Source organism: Aerosakkonema funiforme FACHB-1375, assembly GCF_014696265.1.
In the GTDB taxonomy this organism is placed as follows: domain Bacteria; phylum Cyanobacteriota; class Cyanobacteriia; order Cyanobacteriales; family Aerosakkonemataceae; genus Aerosakkonema; species Aerosakkonema funiforme_A.
The window spans coordinates 45,089-66,182 of sequence record NZ_JACJPW010000038.1; the positions used below are offsets into that span (position 1 = coordinate 45,089).

Annotated in this window: 20 protein-coding genes; 6 read left to right on the forward strand and 14 right to left on the reverse strand. The window is 45.5% G+C overall.

Annotated features, from left to right (window positions below; genetic code table 11):
• Positions 1-424 precede the first annotated feature (424 nt).
• From H6G03_RS15945 to H6G03_RS16005, 13 genes are all read right to left on the reverse strand, one after another.
• Entirely contained in the window at positions 425-1,039 is a 615-nt protein-coding gene (locus H6G03_RS15945; RefSeq protein ID WP_190465352.1) for a CP12 domain-containing protein, read from the reverse strand.
• Between the two features lie 136 nt (positions 1,040-1,175).
• A complete protein-coding gene (locus H6G03_RS15950) occupies positions 1,176-1,670 on the reverse strand; it encodes a hydrogenase maturation protease (RefSeq protein ID WP_190465353.1) in 495 nt (164 codons plus the stop codon).
• 60 nt (positions 1,671-1,730) lie between these two features.
• Positions 1,731-2,891 carry a SpoIIE family protein phosphatase gene (locus tag H6G03_RS15955; protein ID WP_190465356.1) on the reverse strand — a complete coding sequence of 387 codons (1,161 nt, stop codon included), beginning with the start codon at positions 2,889-2,891 and terminating at the stop codon, positions 1,731-1,733.
• Positions 2,884-3,408, reverse strand: a complete 525-nt coding sequence (locus tag H6G03_RS15960) for a PAS domain-containing protein (RefSeq protein ID WP_190465358.1) — start codon at positions 3,406-3,408, stop codon at positions 2,884-2,886. The genes H6G03_RS15955 and H6G03_RS15960 overlap by 8 nt, the downstream gene beginning before the upstream one ends.
• 11 nt (positions 3,409-3,419) lie before the next feature.
• Positions 3,420-3,674, reverse strand: a complete 255-nt coding sequence (locus tag H6G03_RS15965) for a (2Fe-2S) ferredoxin domain-containing protein (RefSeq protein WP_190465360.1) — start codon at positions 3,672-3,674, stop codon at positions 3,420-3,422.
• Between the two features lie 74 nt (positions 3,675-3,748).
• On the reverse strand, positions 3,749-5,173 hold the full coding sequence (locus H6G03_RS15970; protein WP_190465362.1) for a Ni/Fe hydrogenase subunit alpha: 1,425 nt from the start codon (positions 5,171-5,173) through the stop codon (positions 3,749-3,751).
• 56 nt (positions 5,174-5,229) lie between these two features.
• Positions 5,230-6,306 carry a phosphoribulokinase gene (locus H6G03_RS15975; RefSeq protein ID WP_242060411.1) on the reverse strand — a complete coding sequence of 359 codons (1,077 nt, stop codon included), beginning with the start codon at positions 6,304-6,306 and terminating at the stop codon, positions 5,230-5,232.
• Positions 6,307-6,367: 61 nt separating this feature from the next.
• Positions 6,368-6,916: an NADH-quinone oxidoreductase subunit B family protein gene (locus H6G03_RS15980; protein ID WP_190465364.1), complete on the reverse strand. Its 549-nt coding sequence runs from the start codon at positions 6,914-6,916 to the stop codon at positions 6,368-6,370.
• On the reverse strand, positions 6,904-7,620 hold the full coding sequence (gene hoxU, locus H6G03_RS15985) for a bidirectional hydrogenase complex protein HoxU (protein ID WP_190465366.1): 717 nt from the start codon (positions 7,618-7,620) through the stop codon (positions 6,904-6,906). The genes H6G03_RS15980 and hoxU overlap by 13 nt, the downstream gene beginning before the upstream one ends.
• 39 nt (positions 7,621-7,659) lie before the next feature.
• Complete coding sequence (locus H6G03_RS15990) at positions 7,660-8,592, reverse strand: zinc-binding dehydrogenase (RefSeq protein WP_190465411.1); 933 nt, start codon at positions 8,590-8,592, stop codon at positions 7,660-7,662.
• A gap of 30 nt (positions 8,593-8,622) precedes the next feature.
• Complete coding sequence (locus H6G03_RS15995; protein WP_190465367.1) at positions 8,623-10,242, reverse strand: NuoF family protein; 1,620 nt, start codon at positions 10,240-10,242, stop codon at positions 8,623-8,625.
• Positions 10,243-10,289: 47 nt separating this feature from the next.
• The gene (gene hoxE / locus H6G03_RS16000) at positions 10,290-10,829 is read right to left on the reverse strand and encodes a bidirectional hydrogenase complex protein HoxE (RefSeq protein ID WP_190465369.1); all 540 of its coding nucleotides are present in this window, start codon (positions 10,827-10,829) and stop codon (positions 10,290-10,292) included.
• Between the two features lie 571 nt (positions 10,830-11,400).
• The gene (locus H6G03_RS16005) at positions 11,401-11,982 is read right to left on the reverse strand and encodes a L,D-transpeptidase (protein WP_242060412.1); all 582 of its coding nucleotides are present in this window, start codon (positions 11,980-11,982) and stop codon (positions 11,401-11,403) included.
• 526 nt (positions 11,983-12,508) lie between these two features.
• On the opposite strand from H6G03_RS16005, the gene H6G03_RS16010 reads away from it, so the two are divergent.
• The 6 genes from H6G03_RS16010 (at position 12,509) to H6G03_RS16035 (ending at position 19,206) form a co-directional block, all read left to right on the forward strand.
• Complete coding sequence (locus H6G03_RS16010; protein WP_190465372.1) at positions 12,509-13,108, forward strand: hypothetical protein; 600 nt, start codon at positions 12,509-12,511, stop codon at positions 13,106-13,108.
• 338 nt (positions 13,109-13,446) lie between these two features.
• Positions 13,447-14,688 carry a DUF4336 domain-containing protein gene (locus H6G03_RS16015; RefSeq protein ID WP_190465374.1) on the forward strand — a complete coding sequence of 414 codons (1,242 nt, stop codon included), beginning with the start codon at positions 13,447-13,449 and terminating at the stop codon, positions 14,686-14,688.
• Between the two features lie 457 nt (positions 14,689-15,145).
• Entirely contained in the window at positions 15,146-16,483 is a 1,338-nt protein-coding gene (locus tag H6G03_RS16020; RefSeq protein WP_190465376.1) for a Mur ligase family protein, read from the forward strand.
• A gap of 9 nt (positions 16,484-16,492) precedes the next feature.
• Positions 16,493-17,113 carry an SH3 domain-containing protein gene (locus tag H6G03_RS16025; protein WP_190465378.1) on the forward strand — a complete coding sequence of 207 codons (621 nt, stop codon included), beginning with the start codon at positions 16,493-16,495 and terminating at the stop codon, positions 17,111-17,113.
• A gap of 72 nt (positions 17,114-17,185) precedes the next feature.
• Positions 17,186-17,995, forward strand: a complete 810-nt coding sequence (locus tag H6G03_RS16030; RefSeq protein WP_190465380.1) for a type 1 glutamine amidotransferase — start codon at positions 17,186-17,188, stop codon at positions 17,993-17,995.
• Positions 17,996-18,339: 344 nt separating this feature from the next.
• Positions 18,340-19,206, forward strand: a complete 867-nt coding sequence (locus tag H6G03_RS16035; RefSeq protein WP_190465382.1) for a Uma2 family endonuclease — start codon at positions 18,340-18,342, stop codon at positions 19,204-19,206.
• A 24-nt stretch (positions 19,207-19,230) separates the two neighbouring features.
• Here the strand turns inward: H6G03_RS16035 and H6G03_RS16040 are convergent, their stop codons facing one another.
• Entirely contained in the window at positions 19,231-21,027 is a 1,797-nt protein-coding gene (locus H6G03_RS16040; protein WP_190465384.1) for a DUF3685 domain-containing protein, read from the reverse strand.
• Positions 21,028-21,094: the final 67 nt, after the last annotated feature.

Below are 21,094 nucleotides of genomic sequence, written 5' to 3' on the forward strand. Positions count from 1 at the left end.
CTACTCATTTTTTGCGGAAATCACCTGTAATTATTTGGCGATCGCACTTGCATAAAATATAGCTCCTGGGAACGAAAATAAAACAACATTTATGTTGCTTTATAGCAACCGATGAAAGTCAGGATGTTGTTAATGCCTAAAATGCTTGATTCGATGCGCTTCTTCCCCTAGCATAGCCTATCGCTATATCATCTAACCAAATATAGATTAGTTGGGAAAATTCTTAGCATTTTTTAATGCTATTTCAATTTGCGATATACTTAATAAAACTTCAAAAAAATTTCTGTAATTTTTACAACTAATTGATTGTTTTTTTATTTATTGCTGATTTCTGAACGGAAAAACCTCACCCCTTCTTTCGGCTGCGAAGAAGGGGGTTATGCGCCCCTCCCCGTGGCGGAAAGGGGCTGGGAGTGGGGTTAAATCAAATGTCGTATATCCGAGATTCTGCCGCCTCTGGATATTCTTCGCAGTATTCCTGGAATGCTGTTTTATCAATTTTCTTTGACCGCTGATGAGCTGCTTCGGCTTGCAGTTCTTCTACAATATCCCAAGCCACAGCACAGTCTTTAGAAGTAGCACCTTTTTCGGCACAAATAGCACGAGCATTGGCAATAGCTTTTTCGATTTCGGACTCCATGAGAACTTCTTTGGGTTGTTCTACAAAGTCACCTTTAGTAAGAATGTCGGTAATAGAGACGATCCCCAGCAGTTTGTCTTGAATTACTGGTGCCCTCCGGATGCCAGTATTAGCAAATAACCGCGCCACATATTCCACACCGAGATCCGGATTTACGACGATGCAGGGCTTGGTCATAATTTCGTAGACGCGCACTTTTTTGGGGTCTATTCCAAAAGCAGTCACTTTGTAAACAATATCGGTCTCAGTAACAATTCCGTAAGAATCTCGATCGTGACGGCGCTCCACAATTAAGGCTCGCAAACCTTTGTCTTTGAGCAATTTTACTGCTTCAGCCACCGTTGCCGAGCCGCGAATGGTGACTACTGCTTTGGTCATTATGTCTGCTGCTTTCAGCATTTTTTGTACCTCTATTCGTTATTTTTCATTTGTAATTTGCTATTTTATTTTAATATAGCAAATTATTGCTGACTTCTGAAAACTTTATGTTCTCCTTGCGTATTGCTATTAGCTACGAAAAATGTGCGGCAAACCATCACGAATGAGACGCATAAGTTTGGCTGCGTAGCAGATAGTCAATCTCTTCTAAAGCATCGTCAATTCCTTTTTGGGCAATCGGCGAAAGCGATTCGCCTAACTCAAAGTTAACTGCCGGTACCTTCACCAACCAAGCATGAGGATAACGACCGTAGAGTGCTTTCGTGAGGGCGAGAAGCGATCGCGGATCGCTTGTGTGGGTCATCGTTTTTCCGGATTCGATCGGTTCGATCGCTAACACCTCCACTTTTTTTACCTCCGGCGAACTACTTGCGTCTACAAAAATTGCACCGTAGGCATCTTGCAATCTGTCCGCCAGTTCTGGTGTGAGTTGCTGCAAAGCTAGGGAATCTACATTTGGCACTCCCCATGCTTCCACTGCTTTGGCAACGCAAGGGCCAATAGCATCATCGCTACGCAAATCGTTACCATAACCGATGATGACAAAACATTTATTAAGTGTTTGTAACGTAACCGCCAGATTACAATTCATATTATTTCAAATTTCGTAGGCGATCTTTGCTTGTACTCTAACGCTCCAACTTGCGTTACTTTAACAATATTCCAAAATTACCTCTTTTTGCTTATCTCTTAACAATTTGACTAACTCCTCTATTAAATTTCGACGAATAGAAATATTCTTGGGCAACAAAGGATTTTGATAAAAATCATTTATCTTTTGCCCCAACAAGAACAAGATCGAATCTGCCTCTAGAATTTCCCGCACCAACATAACCGCGCCGTTGTTATCGTTGGGCAATCTAGTCACATCGCAATTACAAGCTTTTAAAATTTCAATCACCTTGGAAATGGTTAAAATTCCTTCTGTAACTAAATCCACTCCCTTTAATTGTCCAATTGGCGGCAAGTCCTTCCGCATCGTGGAAATATCCATTTCAATAGTTTCTCCTAAATACTTAGCTACAATATTGCCCGTAGTACCGCCGCAGACTATTTTGCGACCGTCGAAATTCAAAAAATTTTCAACATAATAATTATCCTTACTTTTTTCCAAAGGAGGGCCTGTGAAAACCATCAACGGATTTCGTTTTCTGACATATACGCCGACAAATGTCGCATCATCGCCGATTTTGCCTCGATAAAGAGAATGGGTTTCGGCGATGACGCTATGAATAATATGACGAACTGAATTAGTTTGTTTGATAAACAAAGCTTGTATGAATTCGGCTATACTTTCCCAACCCCAACCAAAATTTAAGGTTTGGCCTAACCCAGCGTATAGCACTCCGTCACTGACCGCCCCTATAAAATCCCCTCTTTCCAGGAAACCCTCCGAAACGGTGATTTTTTTATCCAATATTTTTTCGGTTTTATGTTCTAACTTAATTAATTTCCCTTGACTGAAAAAAAATACGGGCGGATTATCAAAGTTAATTACTTCAAACTTATTACTTTTATGATCGATTTGAATAATCGTAAATGTCGCGTAAGCAATCTTTCTTACTTGGCAGATAGGTAAAGTGCCGATCGTGGTTTTAATTACTTCCTCAAGCGGCACATCAGCATTAAGCATCGTAATCAGAATTTCTGTAGTTAAGGTGGCCAGAATATTGGCTTTGACGCCGCTTCCCAAGCCATCAGACAACACGATGGTAGTTTTATTTTCTGTTTTGCGGAATTTGACTTTATCGCCGCAAAGTTCTTCCCCTTTTTTATTCAAGCTTAGCTCGTAAATATCCAAAAAATTATCCATCGTCCTCTTCTTCTCCAATTTCATGTTCGAGCATTTTAATTATTTTGAGAAGGCTGACTTTGGTTTCGGCAGTAGTCTCACCCAGCAAACCAGCAATTTCTTGGGCTACTTTCATTTGGTTATCTACTACTTCATTAACCTTAACTACAGTTTCTTTTCTTAGTTTTACCATTTCTTTTTGCCGCTGTCTTTCATGGGTGATATCAACCATGATACAGGCGATTATGTTTTGATCTGGGATCGGAAAAATTACCTTTGTGACATATAAATTTTGCTTTTTGTACTCTTTTTCTGTAACTCGAATGACTATATTTTTATCCCAGGCTTTTTGAAAATCACTAACATCCTTAAGTAGTGTTGATGCGGGTTTACCAATGATATTTTCTTGAAGGACGTTAAACATTTTACAAAAGCCGGGATTGACAAGTTTGATATTCATGTCCTTGTCAACGACAATCAACCCATTTGGGTCGTACTGCCATAAAAGTTCCCACAGTGTTTTGTCGCTTTTTTCCACAAGTTTACTCCCTAATTTATATTTGGTAGAATTTCCTCTTTAAACTTTTGCTCGATATTACCGGGATTAATCTTGAAAAAAACTTTGTCTCGAAATTTCATCGCGATGCCGTCGCTACAGGTTTCCAGACAAAAAGATCCTTTTAATTCTATTTTATCTTCCAGGTTATATTCGCCAATCATACTTTGCAGTTTAGGTAAAACTTCATAAACTCCGAGTTGATGGCAAGCGGAACCCATACATAAATACAGATTCTCTTTTTTCATGGTCTATCTCTCCTTTTAGGTAGAGAATTTCGGTTGGGTTGAATTAACAAAACCCAACCAAAATTTTCAACTTTCTATTGCCGATCGACTTCAGCAACAACTGTTCCATCTGCTGCAATTAATTCGATATGCAGAGGCATTTGTCCGGCTGCGTGAGTGGAACAACTCAAGCAGGGATCGAAGGCGCGAATGCCAGCTTCGACGCGGTTTAACATTCCTTCCGGAATTTCATTGCCGTGGATATAATGCTTAGCAATTTGAGTTACGGTTTTATTCATCGCCAGGTTATTTTGTCCGGTGGCGATAATCAGGTTGACTTTTTTAATCAAGCCATTTTCATCTACCTGATAGTGGTGGAACAGGGTGCCTCGCGGTGCTTCGCTGACTCCCACAGCATCCAAATTGTTAATACCGGCATCGGCGCGGACTCGCTTGGAAACAACGTCGGGATCGTCCACCAACTGTTCGATTTTTTCAATGGCGGCGAGAATTTCTACCAATCTGGCATAGTGATAGAAGAAGGAAGAGGTAGGAACTCCACCAGCGCGATCGCGCATTTCTTGCAACTCGCGATCGGCTGCTTCTGTACCAATATTATTGCAAATATTTAGCCTTGCTAATGGCCCTACCCGATAAATTCCATCTGGATATCCTAAAGGTTTGTAGTAAGGGAATTTCAGATAAGACCAAGATTCTACAGCTTCGCCCAAAAATTCTTTGTAGTCATCTTCACTGAGATTATCGGCAACAATATTGCCATTGCTATCGGTAAAACGCAGGTGTCCGCCGTAGTGTTCCCATTCCCCATTTTTGCCCACTAAACCCATGAATAAAGAGGGGAAATTCCCGAATTCTTGCACTTCCGTGGTGAAGCGATCGAGCATATTTTTGAACAAATCGAGGGCGGCTTTAGTTGTCGTGCGAGATTCCGGAAGTCGATCGCGTATCCAGGCGCGTCCTTCTTCCGAAAGAGGCGATCGCACACCGCCAGGAACTGACCACGCCGCGTGAATTTTCTTACCCCCCAGCAATTCAATAATCTTCTGTCCGAATTGCCGCAAGCGAATACCAGCCCTAGCCAAATCCGGGTCAGCCTCAATCAAACCAAACACATTTCTTTTGGCCGGATCGCTATCCCAACCTAACAGAAAATCCGGACTGCTGAGATGGAAGAAACTCAGGGCGTGCGATTGCGTAAACTGCGCCAAATTCATCATCCGCCGCAATTTATCAGCAGCGGGGGGAATTTTTACAGCCAAAATTTTATCTCCCGTTTTTGCCGATGCCAACAAGTGACTGACCGGACAAATACCGCAAATTCTCGCTGTGATTCCCGCCATTTCCCACATCGGTCTGCCTTCGCAGAATTTCTCGAATCCGCGAAATTCAACAACGTGGAAACGCGCATCGGATACTTCACCAGCATCATCTAAATAAACAGAAATTTTAGCATGACCTTCTATTCTAGTAACAGGATCGATAACGATAGTCTTCGACATGGGATTCACCTTGTTTATAACAATTTTGAATTGATGATTTTCTTTGTTATTAAATTTCACCTAGCCATCAATTCAGATAAGCGATGATTGACCAATTCCAAGAAGCGCCAAGTAATTAGTAATTGCGCGAACTGGGTTGCAGATACTTGTTCGTGAGCCTGTAAATCCGGGATATTTTGCGTTGACAGTCCTTCCTCCAACGGAATACCTGTATAGGCGACAATTTGTTTTTCTAAAGTGGCGATCGTATCCTGAGATAGCACACCGTCGATGTGAATAATCATCACCTTTCTTCCCCAATAAGTACAGGGAACCGCAGCTAACATGAAAGGCGGCTGGTTAGCTTCCAACATGGCGGCAAAGTCAAAAGGTAGCGGCAAACTTGGCAGCGAAACTTGTCCTGGTTCGACAATCAATTCCACTTTGTAGCAGTTAGCTGGCAGATTCCCCGTAAACTCATGGCGGGAGAACTCCTTCAGGTGACTGGGAAAGATTTTGATAACTACATTGGCATTGGTTTTTTGGAAATCAATCCATCTTTTGTAAGCGGCTTCCCGCTTGAGCATTTCCTCAGTTAAAGCTTCGGCTAGATGACCGCGTTTTTTGACATCTCGCTCATACTTCCACTGCCATTTTACATCATGATCGGGGTCTACATAAATACTGAAATCCAGTAAAGGCAAAATTTCTGGATAAAGGGCGTGCAATCCTTCTACAACTACAATGGGAGATGGCGCGAGATGTACTGGCGAATCGAATTTACCAGTACCGTGATTGTAAATTGGTACTTCTATGGATTTGGCTTGTTTGAGAAGTGCCAAATGCGATCGCAGCAAATCTAAATGATTGGCTTCCGGATCGAGGGGTAAACGACCGCTAATGCGCCGCTGTTCCCGATCTTCTTTGTGATACCCATCCATTTCAATGGTACTAACTAAGTCGGTGCCCAAAAGCCGCCTAATTCCATTGCTGTAAGTGGATTTACCGCTACCGCTATCGCCAGCAACGCCGATAATAATGGGCTCTTTTAGCTGCGCGATTTGCGATCGCAGGGTTATACACTTTGGTTGGGTTTGTTTGCTATCCATGTACGTTTGTTTGAGATCCGGTAATTGGTAATTGGGAAATTTCAAATTTTAGATTGGCAATTTAACTTCAATCTAAAATCCAAAATCTAAAATCCAAAATTCCCCCTTAGCCAAACTTAATCATTTCGCGTCCTTCCATCACAGGTTTGTCACCTTTCAGCAAAGGTTCGATCGCAGCTTGAATGCGATCGGCAGATGGCGGACATCCCGGCAAAAACATATCGACTTTTACCACTTCATGCACTGGAATCACGCGATCGAGCAATTCCGGTACAATCCCTGGAAACCTGGGAAGTTGGCGATTCTCGTCGCCTAATTCCAAATAGCAGCGTTTCAGTACCGGATCTGTGCCTTTAATCATATTTCGCATTGCCGGTACATTAGCAGTAACCGCGCAATCGCCAAAAGAAATCAGCAATTTTGTTTTCGCTCTCACTTGATGGATTAGTTCGAGATTTTCCTCATTAGCAATAGCGCCTTCCACCAAACAAACATCCACATTTTCGGGATATTCTTTAAGATCGCAACCAACCGGACTGTAAACCACATCTACTTTTTCAGCTAGATCGATCAGCCATTCATCTAAATCGAGAAAAGACATATGACAGCCAGAACAACCAGCCAACCAAACCGTTGCAAATTTTATCTTGTCCATTCTTTTTTCTCCCGCGCTGTAACTAAAAAGTCCAATTTCGTGCGATCGCGTTCCATTTCCGCCACCGTCGATCCTTTGTGGAAAATCGCACCCGTAGGACAAGCTTCCACACACTTACCGCAGCTAGTACAAGCATCCACCTGTCCCCAAGGCTGATTCAAACCCGTAATTACCTTCGCCGCAGCACCCCGAAATCCCACATCCCAAACATGAGCGCCTTCAATTTCATCGCATACCCGCACGCAGCGAGTACACAGCACGCAGCGATTGTGATCGATGCCAAAACGTTCGTGAGAAACATCGATATCTCGTTCCGGGAAACGGTAAGGGAAACGCGAGTGATCCATCCCCATTTCTATCGCCAAATTTTGCAATTCGCAATTCCCATTTGCCACACAAACAGCGCAGACGTGATTGCCTTCAGAAAATAGCATTTCCACAATCATGCGACGATATTCTTTCAGCCTGGGAGTGTTAGTTTGAATTTGCATTCCCTCAGCTACTTCCGTCACGCAAGCAGGTTGAAGTTTGCTACTTCCGGCAACTTCCACCAAACACAACCGACAAGCGCCCACATCGGAAACTCCGTCTAAATGGCACAAAGTCGGGATGCGAACGCCTGCTTCTTTGGCTGCTTGTAGAACTGTTGCACCTGCCTCGATCGCTACCTCAATCTCATCAATTTTTAACGTCTTTACTGACATAATTTCTACTCCATAAAACTGCGCTGGTGTCAACTCGTTTTAATCGAGAACTTGCAGCACTATCTTTCCTCTAGCGCGATGACTTTGACTTAACTGGTGAGCTTGACGCACATCTGCCAAAGGCAGTACAGTTTCCACCATCGGTTTGACATAACCTGCATCAATTAACTGGGCAATTTCTGTTAGTTGTGCCGCATCTGGTTGAATGAAAACATACTCACCTCGGCAGTTATGTTGTGCAGCAATCTCCGCAGGTGGGGGAGTAATCACAGAAACCAGCACACCACCGGGTTTCAAAACTTGCCAAGAACGTTCCTGCACATCCCCGCCGATCGTATCGAACACGACATCCACATCGCGAACTACTTCCTCAAACCGCACGGCTTGATAATCGATCGCCTCTTTAACTCCCAGTTCCCGTAAAAAGTCGAGATTGCGAGCTGAAGCTGTGCCGATCGCCTCCGCACCCTTCCAGCCAGCCAACTGCACCGCATAACTACCCACACCGCCAGACGCCGCGTGAATCAACACCCTTTGACCGGCTTGCAAATTGGCGGCGTCGAACAGCGATTTCCACGCCGTCAACCCAGCCAAAGGCACAGCAGCTGCTTGTATGTGGTTTAATGAGCTAGGCTTAAATGCCACTTCCGCAGCTTTGATAGCGATGAACTCAGCATAAGCACCGTCGCGGTTAATATCCGGTCGCGCATAAACAGCATCGCCGACTTTGAACTCGCTAACTGCTGCACCGACTTCCACCACTTCCCCCGAAACATCCCAACCCAAAATCAGGGGTAACGAATGGTTCAGCATACCTGCAAGATAACCTTCGCGAATCTTCCAATCCACCGGATTAACTCCGGCGGCGCAAACGCGAACCAATATCTCATCTTCAGCAATTTGAGGACGCGGCGCATCTTCGTAAGAGAGAACATCTAGACCGCCATAGGTATGGATGCGTACTGCTTTCATCGTTTCTGCCATCAAACTTTCCCTAACTCCCTAATGACTGACTGCAACTTTGCCATTCAGAACATCCGGCTTAATCAGTGTCGTATACTCCTCTGGGAAATAGCGCAGCGTACTGATCACCGGATTGGGCGCAGACTGACCCAATCCGCACAAGCTGGTATGTTTCACCATGTCGCAGAGTGCTTGCAATCTTTCCAAATCCGTTTGATTTGCTTCTCCTTTGAGGATTTTCGTCAAAGTATGGTACATCTGCACCGTTCCCGCACGACAGGGAATGCACTTGCCGCAAGTTTCGCCGCGACAGAATTCCATATAAAAGCGGGCGACTTCCACCATGCTGGTTTCTTTATCCATTACCACCATGCCGCCGGAACCCATCATCGATCCCAAGTTGCTTAACGATTCGTAATCTACGGGGGTGTCTAGCAGGGAGGCGGGGATGCAGCCACCGGAAGGGCCACCGGTTTGCACGGCTTTGACTTCGCCATCGGGGATACCGCCGCCCATTTCTGCGACAATTTCCCGCAGGGTAATGCCCATTGGTACTTCGATCAAACCGTTGTTGCGGATTTTACCTGTGAGGGCGAAGACTTTGGTGCCTTTGCTTTTTTCTGTGCCGATGCTGGCGTACCAATCGCCACCTTCGCGAACGATCGCAGCTATATTGGCGAAGGTTTCTACGTTATTAATCAGAGTCGGACAACCCCAAAGTCCTTCTTGGGCTGGGTAGGGAGGACGGGGGCGCGGGTTGCCGCGTCCGCCTTCGATCGAGCTAATTAAGGCGGTTTCTTCGCCGCAGACAAACGCACCGGCACCGATGCGGATGTTAATTTTGAAGTCAAAGGCGGAGTAGAAAATTTGACTGCCTAAGATACCCAATTTTTTCGCTTGTTTGATGGCAGTTTCCAAGCGTTCGATCGCGAGGGGATATTCGGCGCGGACGTAGATGTAGCCTTCGGATGCGCCTACAGCATAACCTGCGATCGCCATTCCTTCTAAAACTTTATGCGGATCGCTTTCCAACACAGAACGATCCATGAACGCACCGGGATCGCCTTCGTCGCCGTTGCATACTATATATTTCTGTCCCGGTGGCATTTTGGCGACTGTCGCCCACTTCAATCCGGTCGGATAACCGGCACCACCCCTTCCCCGCAATCCGCTGCGGGTAATTTCATCCACAACTTCTGCTGGCGTCATGTCGTGGATAACTTTATATAAGGGTTGATACCCGCCAACAGCGATATATTCATCGATGCTTTCTGGGTCTATTTTGCCGCTGTTTTCGCGGACTATCCGCAGTTGACGGGCAAAAAATGGATGTTTGAGATCGCCTTCCGGTGCGGTGGCAATCCCGCCGTTGATGGCTTCGATAATACTGGCAGCATCGTTGGGGGTAACTCGTTCGTAGAGTTTTTCTTGTGGGTCGATTTCTACCAGTGGCCCGTTGCCGCAGAAACCCATACAACCGACCCCGACAACTTGGACGCGATCGCTTAAGCCAACATCTTTAACTGCCCCTTCCAAATTTTTTTTAACTGAGAGCGAATTAGCTGCGCGGCAACCGGTTGAGGTACAGCAATGCACGCGAATTGGCTTTTGGTGAGAACGCTCTTTTTCGGCTATTTCCAGCAGTTCAGTTATATCCATAATTCTTTATCGCTAATTGGTTTCTTTTTTTACCTATCTCCTATGCCTTATGCCTCATTCCCAATTCCCCATTGTTTGATTTTGTCGATCGCTTCTTCGGCTGTCTGTTTGCCAGCTACCGTGCCATCAAAAACTACTGCCGGCGCTATGCCGCACGCACCGAGACAGCGTGCTGTCATCAGCGACATTTGCCCATCTGCTGTTGTTTCGCCTTGATGGATGCCGGTGTGATTTTCCAATGCGGAGAGTACTGCGCCGCTGCCTTTGACGTAGCAGGCTGTTCCCAGACAAACTACGCAACTGTGCGCCCCACTCGGTTTGAGGGAAAAGAGATGGTAAAAGGTTGCCACGCCAAAAACGCGGCTGAGTGGCAGTTTCAGCTTTCGCGCTACATAAAGCAATACGTCTTCTTCTAAGAAACCGAAGGATTCCTGTGCTTTGTGCAGCACTTCGATCAAGGCATCTTGGCGATATTGCGCTCGCTTCATTGTAATGTCCAACACTTTGAAGCGCTTGTCGCCGCTGGGATGTTCCGATGCTGCTTGTCGATCGGCCTTCTGTTTCGTTTTGATACCAGTAGATTCCATACCTAACTTCCTGTTATTTTCGGTAACTGGCTCTTTACCTTTACGCCATTTTTGTAGAGTTAATTACATTCGCCAATGCTTAGCCACCAAATTTAACTATTGGCGAACACTTGTTCTGTATTTAGTTTTGCACAATTGTTTTCGAGTTTGATTGCTTCAACTCTTATCCTTAATATTTATATATAAACAACATTCCTGTAGTTAAATATACTGTTAAAAAATTATAATGATTTACTTATTTCGAGCCGTTATCCCCATCTAATGAAGAGTCTGTTTTTAGATTTGTATATAAACAATGTTTTTGTAGTTAAATACACTGTAAAAAATTGTAAGAATTGACAGATTTTTATCAGTTTATCCCATTTAAGAGATTCTCTCGCTTAATATTTGTATATAAACGGGAGTGGGAGAGCGGGGGAGTGCAAGAATTAATATTTTCGATTTTCCCTTTTCCCTCTCCCTCTTCCCTCTTCCCTCTTCCCTCTTCCCTCTTCCCTCTTCCCTCTTCCCTCTCCCTCTCCCTCTCCCTCTTCCCTAGCCCCTAACCCCTAGCCCCTAGCCCCTTCTTTAACTATCTTTCCACGATTACGGGCGTACCCAGAGATACCAGCTCGTATAACGCCTGAATATCCCGATTTCGCATCCGCACGCAGCCGTGGGAAACTGCCCTTCCGATTAGCTGCTCGTTGGGAGTGCCGTGAAAGCCGATCATATTTTTGCCGTCAGTCCAAAAGCCAATCCACCTGATGCCCAAGGGATTATTCGGCCCCGGAGGAATAACCTGTCCTGTCCAAGGATGCTCCCAAGCTGGGTTTTGCAGCATTTGCATCACTCGGAAGGTGCCTGTGGGAGTCTCCCAACCTGCCTTACCCACAGCGATCGGAAAACTGGTTTGTACGCGATCGCTCCGATAAACGTAAACCCTACGCTCCCGCAATTTGATCACCAAATTGGTATCTTGAGCGGGTTTGACTGAGGATGGCGGTTGAGTAGCAGGGGATACCGATTCCACAAAAGCTGGTTGTGCGAGAGCAGGGATGTGACTTTGAAGTTTTGCCTCGCCGATAGTTGCCTCTTGTGCAGTTAGTATAGAGGCTGTAGCTTGTGGTTGACTCGAACTCAGTAAAACTACTGCATTGAAGCAGAGCAGCATGAACCTTCTAGATAGGGATTCTCCTCTCACCATTGCTTTCATCTATCATCCTTAGCAAACAATTCAAGCAGATTTTAGACGCAGATTAGTTTATTGGCCACATATTATACTATCTAAATCTTGTCTTAATACTTTTTTAATCGAAATCCTGTATAGTATAGCTATGCTTTTTGCCAGTCATTAGTCGTGGGTCATAAGTCATAAATTATTGACAAATAAGATCTGACTGCTGACAATATACTGCTGAGTAGCGATCGCAATAACAAAAACCCTACTTTCAGACCGAGCAGAGTATATACTATTACTCTGTAAAAGTCTTTGTATTTTCAGCTAGGCGATCTGACGATCGCAAAGAGCATTTCCAAACCTGTGCAAAACAGAAGGCTGATATCTTTAGACAGAGTTCCAGCCAACCCAATTAGGTTAAAATCTGTAAGATGTTAGTGTTTTATCGACGTCTTATCAATTCGGATTGAATAGACTGCACAGTCTGCGCTCCGGTATTTTTCGTAAAAGTGAGGTTGTAATGCGTCTTCAAAAAACAAAATTATTCACGGGTACAGCACTATCGCTTTTGCTTTCCTTAGTGGCAGTTTGTCCGGCGATCGCTCGCCCATTAGAGGAACAAGCACAGAGGCAGGTTATCAACCAGACCGATCGGATGGAACTGTCTCAAAGTATGAGAGGCAAGATTAGAAGTATTGTCGGCAATGTGGTCACCCTGGAAATGCCCAATGGCGACTCTACAGAAGTAATGATTAGCCGCACCGAAATACAGCGTCTGGGACTGCGCCCCGGAATGGAAATTTCCACCTCTATGAGGGATGGCAATCTTGTCGTGGAAGTCCTGAACATGGGATCGGCATCTTCCGCTTCCGAAGAAAGCACCACAACAGAAATGATGGGTGGAAGCACAACTCGGCGGACAGTAGTAGAAGAAACTACTATTCGCAGAAGTACCTCCACTCCCGCTCGCATCGAACAAACCAGCGAACAAACCAGCGGTAATGTTCAAAATTCGTCTCAGATGGTAGAGCAAACCAACGAATCAAATGTAGAACCGGCTGTAGATACCACAACCGGAACTACCACTCAACCGAGTCGGCCTGTGAGAGCCCTTTGGTAATGACAAAAACCTTCAACAGTCAATAAACCAACGTGAAAAAAGTAATGCCGCCTTGATGGCGGCATTACTTTTTGTGGAATTAAGAAATTTAACCGCAGATATAGGCAGATACACGCAGATGAACGCAGATAAGATTGCCTATTTTTTGGGCAATCGCTGCTGGTGGAGATGAGATTATTTATTTATTTTGATTAAATTGAACTCAAAGCGATCGGTCATTAGTTGACTGTACCGCACTTGCAGGTGTAGTTTTAAATAATCCTCACTCTCTAACTATTTCGCCAACTCTCGGCGAAGTGTGTACTAAAAACTGACTAATTACTGATGACTGATGACTGATGACTAAACAGTTATTTCCGCAGGGGGGACAAGTTGATGCGAGCATCAGTCCTGGAGACTGGTCTTGGGCTTTCTGGCCAGTTGTGCCACTTTACCCATACAGCAGGCGGCGCACACTCCGCCGAGAGATAGTAAAAGATACGATTTGGAATTTTGACCAAATCCAAGGCATCTTCTACGTTGCCGTGCCAATTCGGATGACCGTAGTTAAGCTATCTGAAGGCGGTCTGCTCGTTTATGCACCGATCGCACCCACCAAAGAGTGCATTCGTCTGGTCAACGAGTTGGCGGCAAAGTATGGCGATGTTAAATATATCATCCTGCCTACAGTTTCCGGCATCGAACATAAAGTTTTTGTTGGCCCCTTCGCCAGACGTTTCCCTTTGGCCCAAGTCTTCGTCGCGCCTTCCCAGTGGAGTTTTCCCCTCAATCTACCGTTGAGTTGGCTGGGTTTTCCACCCAAACGCACTCATATATTACCTTCAGATAGCAGCAAAGCACCTTTTGCTAAAGAATTTGATTACGCAATACTGGGCCCGCTAGATCTCGGACTGGGGCGATTTGGGGAAGTGGCATTTTTCCACAAGCTGACACGCACGTTGCTGGTGACAGATGCGGTGGTTTCCATACCGGAAAATCCGCCAGAAATCGTTCAAATTGACCCCTATCCTTTGCTTTTTCACGCCAAAGACGATGCTTTCGATGCGATCCGAGACAGCGAAGCGAACCGTCGCAAGGGATGGCAGCGGATTTGTCTGTTTGCTTTTTATTTTCGACCGAGTAAACTGGATACAGTTCTTTTTTCAGAGCTATTTCGCAAGGCTCTCTCAGCGCCCGATCGCTCCAAAAAAGCTTATTTCGGTTTGTTTCCGTTTAATTGGAAAGATGGTTGGCAACAATCTTTTGAGGCGCTCTTCGGTGGCGGACGATTGTTTGTTGCACCAGTTCTGCAAACTCTCATTCTCAATCGCGCACCCAAAGAAACGATCGAATGGGCTAATCATGTAGCCAGTTGGGATTTCCAGCGCATTGTTCCCTGTCACTTAGATTCGCCCATCGAAGCAAGTCCGCGTCAGTTTCGCCAAGCTTTTGCTTTCCTGGAAAAGCACCCCTCTGCGGATGAGGGAGTTTTGGGAAGCGCAAGTCAACCTTTAGTCGAAAATGATTTTGAATTTCTCAGGGAACTGGAGGTTACCTTGAATAAGACTCGGATTACACCGCCTGCGAAGGAAAAAGTTTGAAAGGGAGAGTGGGGGAGTGGGGGAGTGGGGGAGTGGGGGAATTTATATGTACATTTTCGACCTTTATGTCGTTCTTACACTTTCCCGCTCCCCCACTCTCCCGCTCTCCCGCTCCCCCACTCTCCCTTTTCCCTCTTCCCGACGCCCTAACCCCGACGCCCTAGCCCCTCCAAACAAAGCCAGGTACGGTATAATTGCCGGCAGTCTTGGATTTGAATTGCGGTCAAGGCTGTGGGGACAACCCTCGAAATTGACGAGATTTGGCCGCTACTTTGGCTGGAGTAATCCAGTCGCAAGCAAGCTGAGTCTATGAATGAAGAATCCCCGTCCCTTTAGGGCTGGGGAGTGTCAACGAAAGCAAACCCTGGCGGATTTTGCGGCTTTGTAGATGTAAAGAACATCTTAGGCACGGCTTTGCTGCCGGAATGTTCGATAGATTAAGGATGTTGAAGTGGGAATGCAACTGGTAAATCAACTGCGATTAAGCTTGGCGGTGTCAGCTGCACGCGCAATTACGGCGGGAGTGAAGCTGCTGCGATTGGGTGCGGCGAGCGTTTTACCCGGATCGATCGCCAGTCGCATTCAGCCTCAAATATTGCCGATGCTGTGCAGCCAAGTCAAGCAAGGCGTTATTTTCATTGCGGGTACGAATGGCAAAACTACCACATCGTTGCTGTTGCGGACGATGTTGGAACGTCAGGGATGGCGGGTGGCGCACAATGCTACCGGTGCTAATTTGGTGAATGGATTGATTACGGCGTTACTGGAAAATACCAATTTGGCAGGTAAACTTGCGGCTGATTACGCAATTCTAGAAATAGATGAAAATATTTTGCCTTTGGTTGTGAGTGCTTGTCAGCCGCGCATAATTTTATGTTTGAATTTGTTTCGAGATCAACTCGATCGCTATGGTGAAGTAGACACGATCAGTCGGCGGTGGCAGAAAGCGATCGCACCTTTATCTCCAGAAACTATAATTGTCGCCAATGCTGACGATCCAACTCTTTCTCATTTAGGTCAGCAATTGCCCCAGCGCGTGTTATTTTTTGGCTTAAACGAACCGGAATACTATCTTGATGAAATTCCCCACGCGGTTGATTCGATTTACTGTCCCAGTTGCGGTCACTCTCTAGATTATCGCGGCGTTTACCTGTCGCACCAAGGCGATTTTATCTGCCCGAAATGCGGTTTTGCGAAGAGCAAACTGGATATTGATAGCAGAGAATGGCCGCAAATTTTGATCGGAGTTTACAACAAATATAACACATTGGCAGCGACTTTAGTTGCCCAACAACTTGACATAGACGATGGCACAATTCGCGATACCATCAAAAATTTCCAAGCCGCTTTTGGACGCGCAGAAGAATTAGATGTTGATGGCAAACGGGTACGGATTTTGTTATCGAAAAATCCGGTGGGGATGAACGAAACTATCCGCACGGTTAATGATATCAAACGTGGTGGTAGTGCGTCCACAACATTGATGGTCTTGAATGACAGAACGCCTGACGGTACGGATGTATCTTGGATTTGGGATGTGGACACAGAAAAAATCGTAGCGTCCGGTGGTACGATCGTCGTGAGTGGCGATCGCGTTTATGATATGGCGCTGCGTTTGCGTTACAGTCAGAAGGAAGAAAACAATGGCTGCAAGTTGATAGTTAAGGAAGATTTGCAAGATGCGATCGACACTGCACTCGCTCTCACCCCATCAGGTGAAACTTTACATATTCTACCAACTTATTCGGCTATGTTAGAAGTGCGGGGCTTGCTGACCGGACGTAAAATATTGTGAGGTTTGTGAATGAAAAGTTCCCTGTTTTTCCATATGCTGTTGGGGAGTATTTTCGGGTGGCAAAATCCCCACATCGTATCTATAGATATGACAGACAAGCAAGTAGCGCAAATTCCTGCCAACCACACAGATTTTGCTAAACTTTTCAGTCACAGTAACCATCAAGAAAAGCAAGTAGTTAACTCGCGCCGGAATTGTCAGGTTTATGCTTATACGATCGATAAAGATCCGCAAGGATTGAATGTGCGATCGATGCCTAATTCCTCTGCACGGGTAATTAAAAAATTGCCCACCAATACTCTAGCCGTGTTTGTCGATATTACTGCTTCCCAAGGCAATTGGATGGAAATCAATAAAGCCGAAAGCGACAGCGGCACAACATTATTTCAAGGCAAAGGATGGGTTTATGCTTCCTTGTTAGGTACGACTACTCGCGGTTATGAAGCCAGAAGCGTTCCCGTTTATGCCAGTAACAATAATCGCAGCCGAATTTTAGGTAGAATACCATCTAATCGGGAAGTAAAACTATTAAGTTGTAACGGAGAATGGGCTTATGTTAGCTATCAGCAACTGCAAGGGTGGATAGCACGCATCGACCAATGTGGCAATCCCTTGACAACTTGCCCCTAATGGGGAATGGCAGAGTGGGGGAGCGGGGGAAGAAATAATCAATAGTCAACAATCAATAATCAACAATCAACAATGAACGATAAACAATTAACGATCGGCTGGTTATATCCTACACTGATGAGTACCTATGGCGATCGCGGTAACGTCATCTGTTTGCAGCAACGCGCTCAATGGCGAGGCTACAATGTAGAAGTGTTACCTCTGGACTTGCAATCAACCGCAGCAGACTTTCGCAAAATCGATTTATTAGTTGGTGGTGGCGCACAAGACAGACAGCAAGAAATCGTCATGCGCGATTTGCAAGGGAAGAAAGCCGAAGCAGTACGTCAGATAATAGAAGCTGGTATCCCCGGCGTGTTTACCTGCGGCGCACCGCAACTTTTGGGTCATTATTACGAACCGGCACTCGGTCAAAGAATAGAAGGTTTGGGATTATTTGATTTTGTCAGCAAACATCCGGGAATAGATGCGCGGCGCTGTATTGGCAATGTGGTTTTTGAGATAACTGCATCGCGTTTGGCGAAAGAATTAGAAGCGATGTTAGGTAAACCTGCGGTGATAATTGGATTTGAAAATCACGGCGGTAGAACTTATTTAGGAAAAGTAGAAGCGCTGGGAAAAGTGATAAGCGGTTACGGTAATAATGGTGAGGATGGGATGGAAGGCGCATTTTATCGAAATGCGATCGCTACCTATTCGCATGGCCCAGTTTTACCGAAGAATCCGTTTTTAGCAGATTGGTTAATTCAAACTGCTTTGCAACAAAAATATCAAACTTCTGTGTCTTTATCACCTCTCGATGATAACTTGGCAATGCAGGCGCGAGAAGCGATGTTTAAACGCTTGGGTGTGAGCGAACCTGTTGCGGTTGGGAAACGGTGACAGTTAGTAGGGTGCGTTAGCTTTAGCGTAACGCACCATCAAAATTCCGTGTCTCGTTTGATAACCAGGCCATCTGTCACGATATCTCAATTAATATTATTACCGTTACTAAAACGGAATATCATAGATCAAAAATATAAAAATATCGATGTTTGAAAATCCTAGTATTTTGCTAACATAAATATATTGAGCGAAAAAAAGGGGTTCCAAGCCTCCCATTTAAGTGGAATTATCAAAAAATTTTTCCAGATTAGGAGCTTCGTCCTTTTAAGCGGAGCCAATCCAAAATCCAAAATCCAAAATCCAAAATCGAGTGACGCACTCACCAAAATTAGGATAGTGCTATGTCAGTTGAGGCGACGAAAGAAATACTGCCAGAAACATCAGTGGTTGATACTTGGGAACCTCCCATGCCGCCCACTGACTTAATATTTGATGATGGTGAACCATTGGAGAGCAACCGCCACCGTATTGCCATGAATGTGTTGATTCGATCGCTCCAACAAGCATGGCGCGATCGCCACGACTTCTACACAGGCGGCAATATGTTTATTTATTACAGCAGCACACAAGCGCGTAACCGCGACTTTCGCGGGCCTGATTTCTTTGCCGTACTTGATGTTGACGGTACGCGAGAACGCCAAGGCTGGGTAGTCTGGGAAGAAGAAGGTCGTTACCCAGATGTCATCGTGGAACTGATGTCATCTTCGACTGCTGAAGTTGACACCGGACGTAAAAAAGATATTTACGAACGGATATTTAGAACGCGAGATTATTTCGTTTACGACCCGTTCGATCCCTCCTCGTTGCAAGGTTGGCGCTTAGATACTAACCTGCGTTATGAGCGATCGATCTCAAATGAGCAAGGTTGGCTGTGGTGCGAAACGCTAAACTTTTGGTTAGGAACTTGGCAGGGAACAATAGACCGGGAAACTGCCATCTGGCTGCGTTTTTACGATTCGGAAGGCAATCTTGTCCTTTTACCGGAGGAAGCCGCCCAGCAACAAGCTGAAGTTGCCCAGCAACAAGCTGAAGTTGCCCAACAACAAGCTGAAGTTGCCCAACAACAAGCTGAAGCTGCCCAGCAACAAGCTGAAGCCGAACGCGAACGTGCCGAAGCTGCCCAACAGCAAGCTGAAGCTGAACGTCAACGTGCCGAACGTTTAGCTGCCCGCTTACGAGAGTTGGGCGAAGATCCCAATTTAGTATAGGTTGTAGGGTGGGCAATGCCCGCCCTACTTGCGATCGTCATTTTTTCCTACCCGACTTTCTTGCAAAGAATTACCGATCCCTTCTAGAATTCCGCGCCCAATTAAGCCGATCCCTCGTCCTATTACCTGAGTCAGCACGTAAACAACGCCGCTACCGACAAAGGCAACAACTGCACGCAAACGAGGTGCGATCGCATCTCTTGTTTCTAACGCCAATGTCACTGCTAATTGTAGCCGGGAAAGTTGTCTTAATTCCGCAACGCGGGAAGCATAAATAGAAACTTTCTTAATCCCCATACCGTTAAAAACGAATAAATGATACCTGCTTTCAAAAATAGCTGTAGGAGCGCCCACATACTTTTCTAAGTTATATTTCCAAGACAAATCGTTCCGGAAGCGTTCGATTTCTCTGGTAGAAATGAGTTTTCGGTCATAAAAATTCTGCTTAATTGCCTCTACATCGGCAAAATGATTCAACAGCGGCTGGACAATGGCATTGCTAACTTGTATAATTAAATTTTGCAACAGTAATTCTGCCCTTGCCATTGCTTCCGGCGTTCCCACAGAGTAAGAAGCATTATCAATTATCAGAGGCGTGTCAAAGATCAGATGAGAAAATAAATCCACAACCAACGGTATTTTATCCAAAATTTCCGTCTGGACAAGTTCGTAATCTTGCCATATAATATTAACAACTTCTAAATCCCGGCCTTGCACGCGCAGGGTGTAGTATTTACCAAAAAAATCTGCGGTTGCATTCTGCCAAAAATCGTGTAAGATAGCCGATCGCAGTTCGGGAAGTTGACTCGGCTGAACTTGGGAAAAGCGCAGATCCTCTAATAAATCATCTAACTTTTGCAAAACCAAAACCAGCAATTCCCGCTTTTTTTGCTCTCGGAAAATATCGGTTTCCAAAGGCACGTTAGTAAGGTTTTGCAAGCTATATTGGATGGAGGCGTAAGTATTCTCAAACAGCTGCGATCGCCTGTTTGTCAGAGAATGAGAGCGTTTTGAGGAATGAGGAATGAGATTGGAGTCAAAGAACTCCTCTGGTCTTCTGTCTCTCTGCTCCTCTGCTCCTCTGCTTGCCCGCGCAATGTCGATCGGCGTCATAGATGCGATCGGCACAGATTGTCCTAAGAGCTTATTTACCAACCAGCGGGATGCCCTGAGTTCGCGCTGCCTTCCAGCCAGGATAGCTCGGTCTAGCACAGACAATCTACCCTTTTGCAATTCCTCGGTCACCTCAGCCAGGGCAGCTTCTATCTGGCGCAGTCCAGACAAGCGAATATTACTCAACAGAGTTGGCAGCAAACCTGTTTGAGATTCTGATGGGGGATTTGTTGTTCTTGGGACAGAAGCTTTCATAATTTCCGGAGGCCAATAGGCTTCACCAGCCGCCACCTGACGAATAGTATCTACCAATTCCGAAACAGGATATCCTTTGGGGCAATAACCCTCCACACCCAACTGTCGTGCTGCTGCCAGCAAGAGCGGCTCTAAAAATGAACTCAATACTAAAATCGGCAATTCGGGGTAAAAAGTTTTTAGCTGCTGACAAAGTTCTAACCCAGAGATTTCCGCCCCAGGTAGGCGACCCAAGCCTAAATCTAAAATTACCAAATCGACGGAGGGCCGATCGTTTTGGAGAATCTGCAAAGCATCCGGTGCTGACTGCGCTTCGGCGATAGCTTGCAGGTCGGGAAACTGACCCAGAACAACCCGCAAACCGGCACGGAAGATGGGGTCATCGTCAATTAGCAGGATGTGGAGTGGGCCTTTCGGGCTGAAGTTCAAAACTGGTTTCGCCAGATCGCTCATGGTGGTTCAATTGTTAACAAATGGCAGGGTATTGGTGACTAATGTTGTAAGCAATCTTCCTAAATTG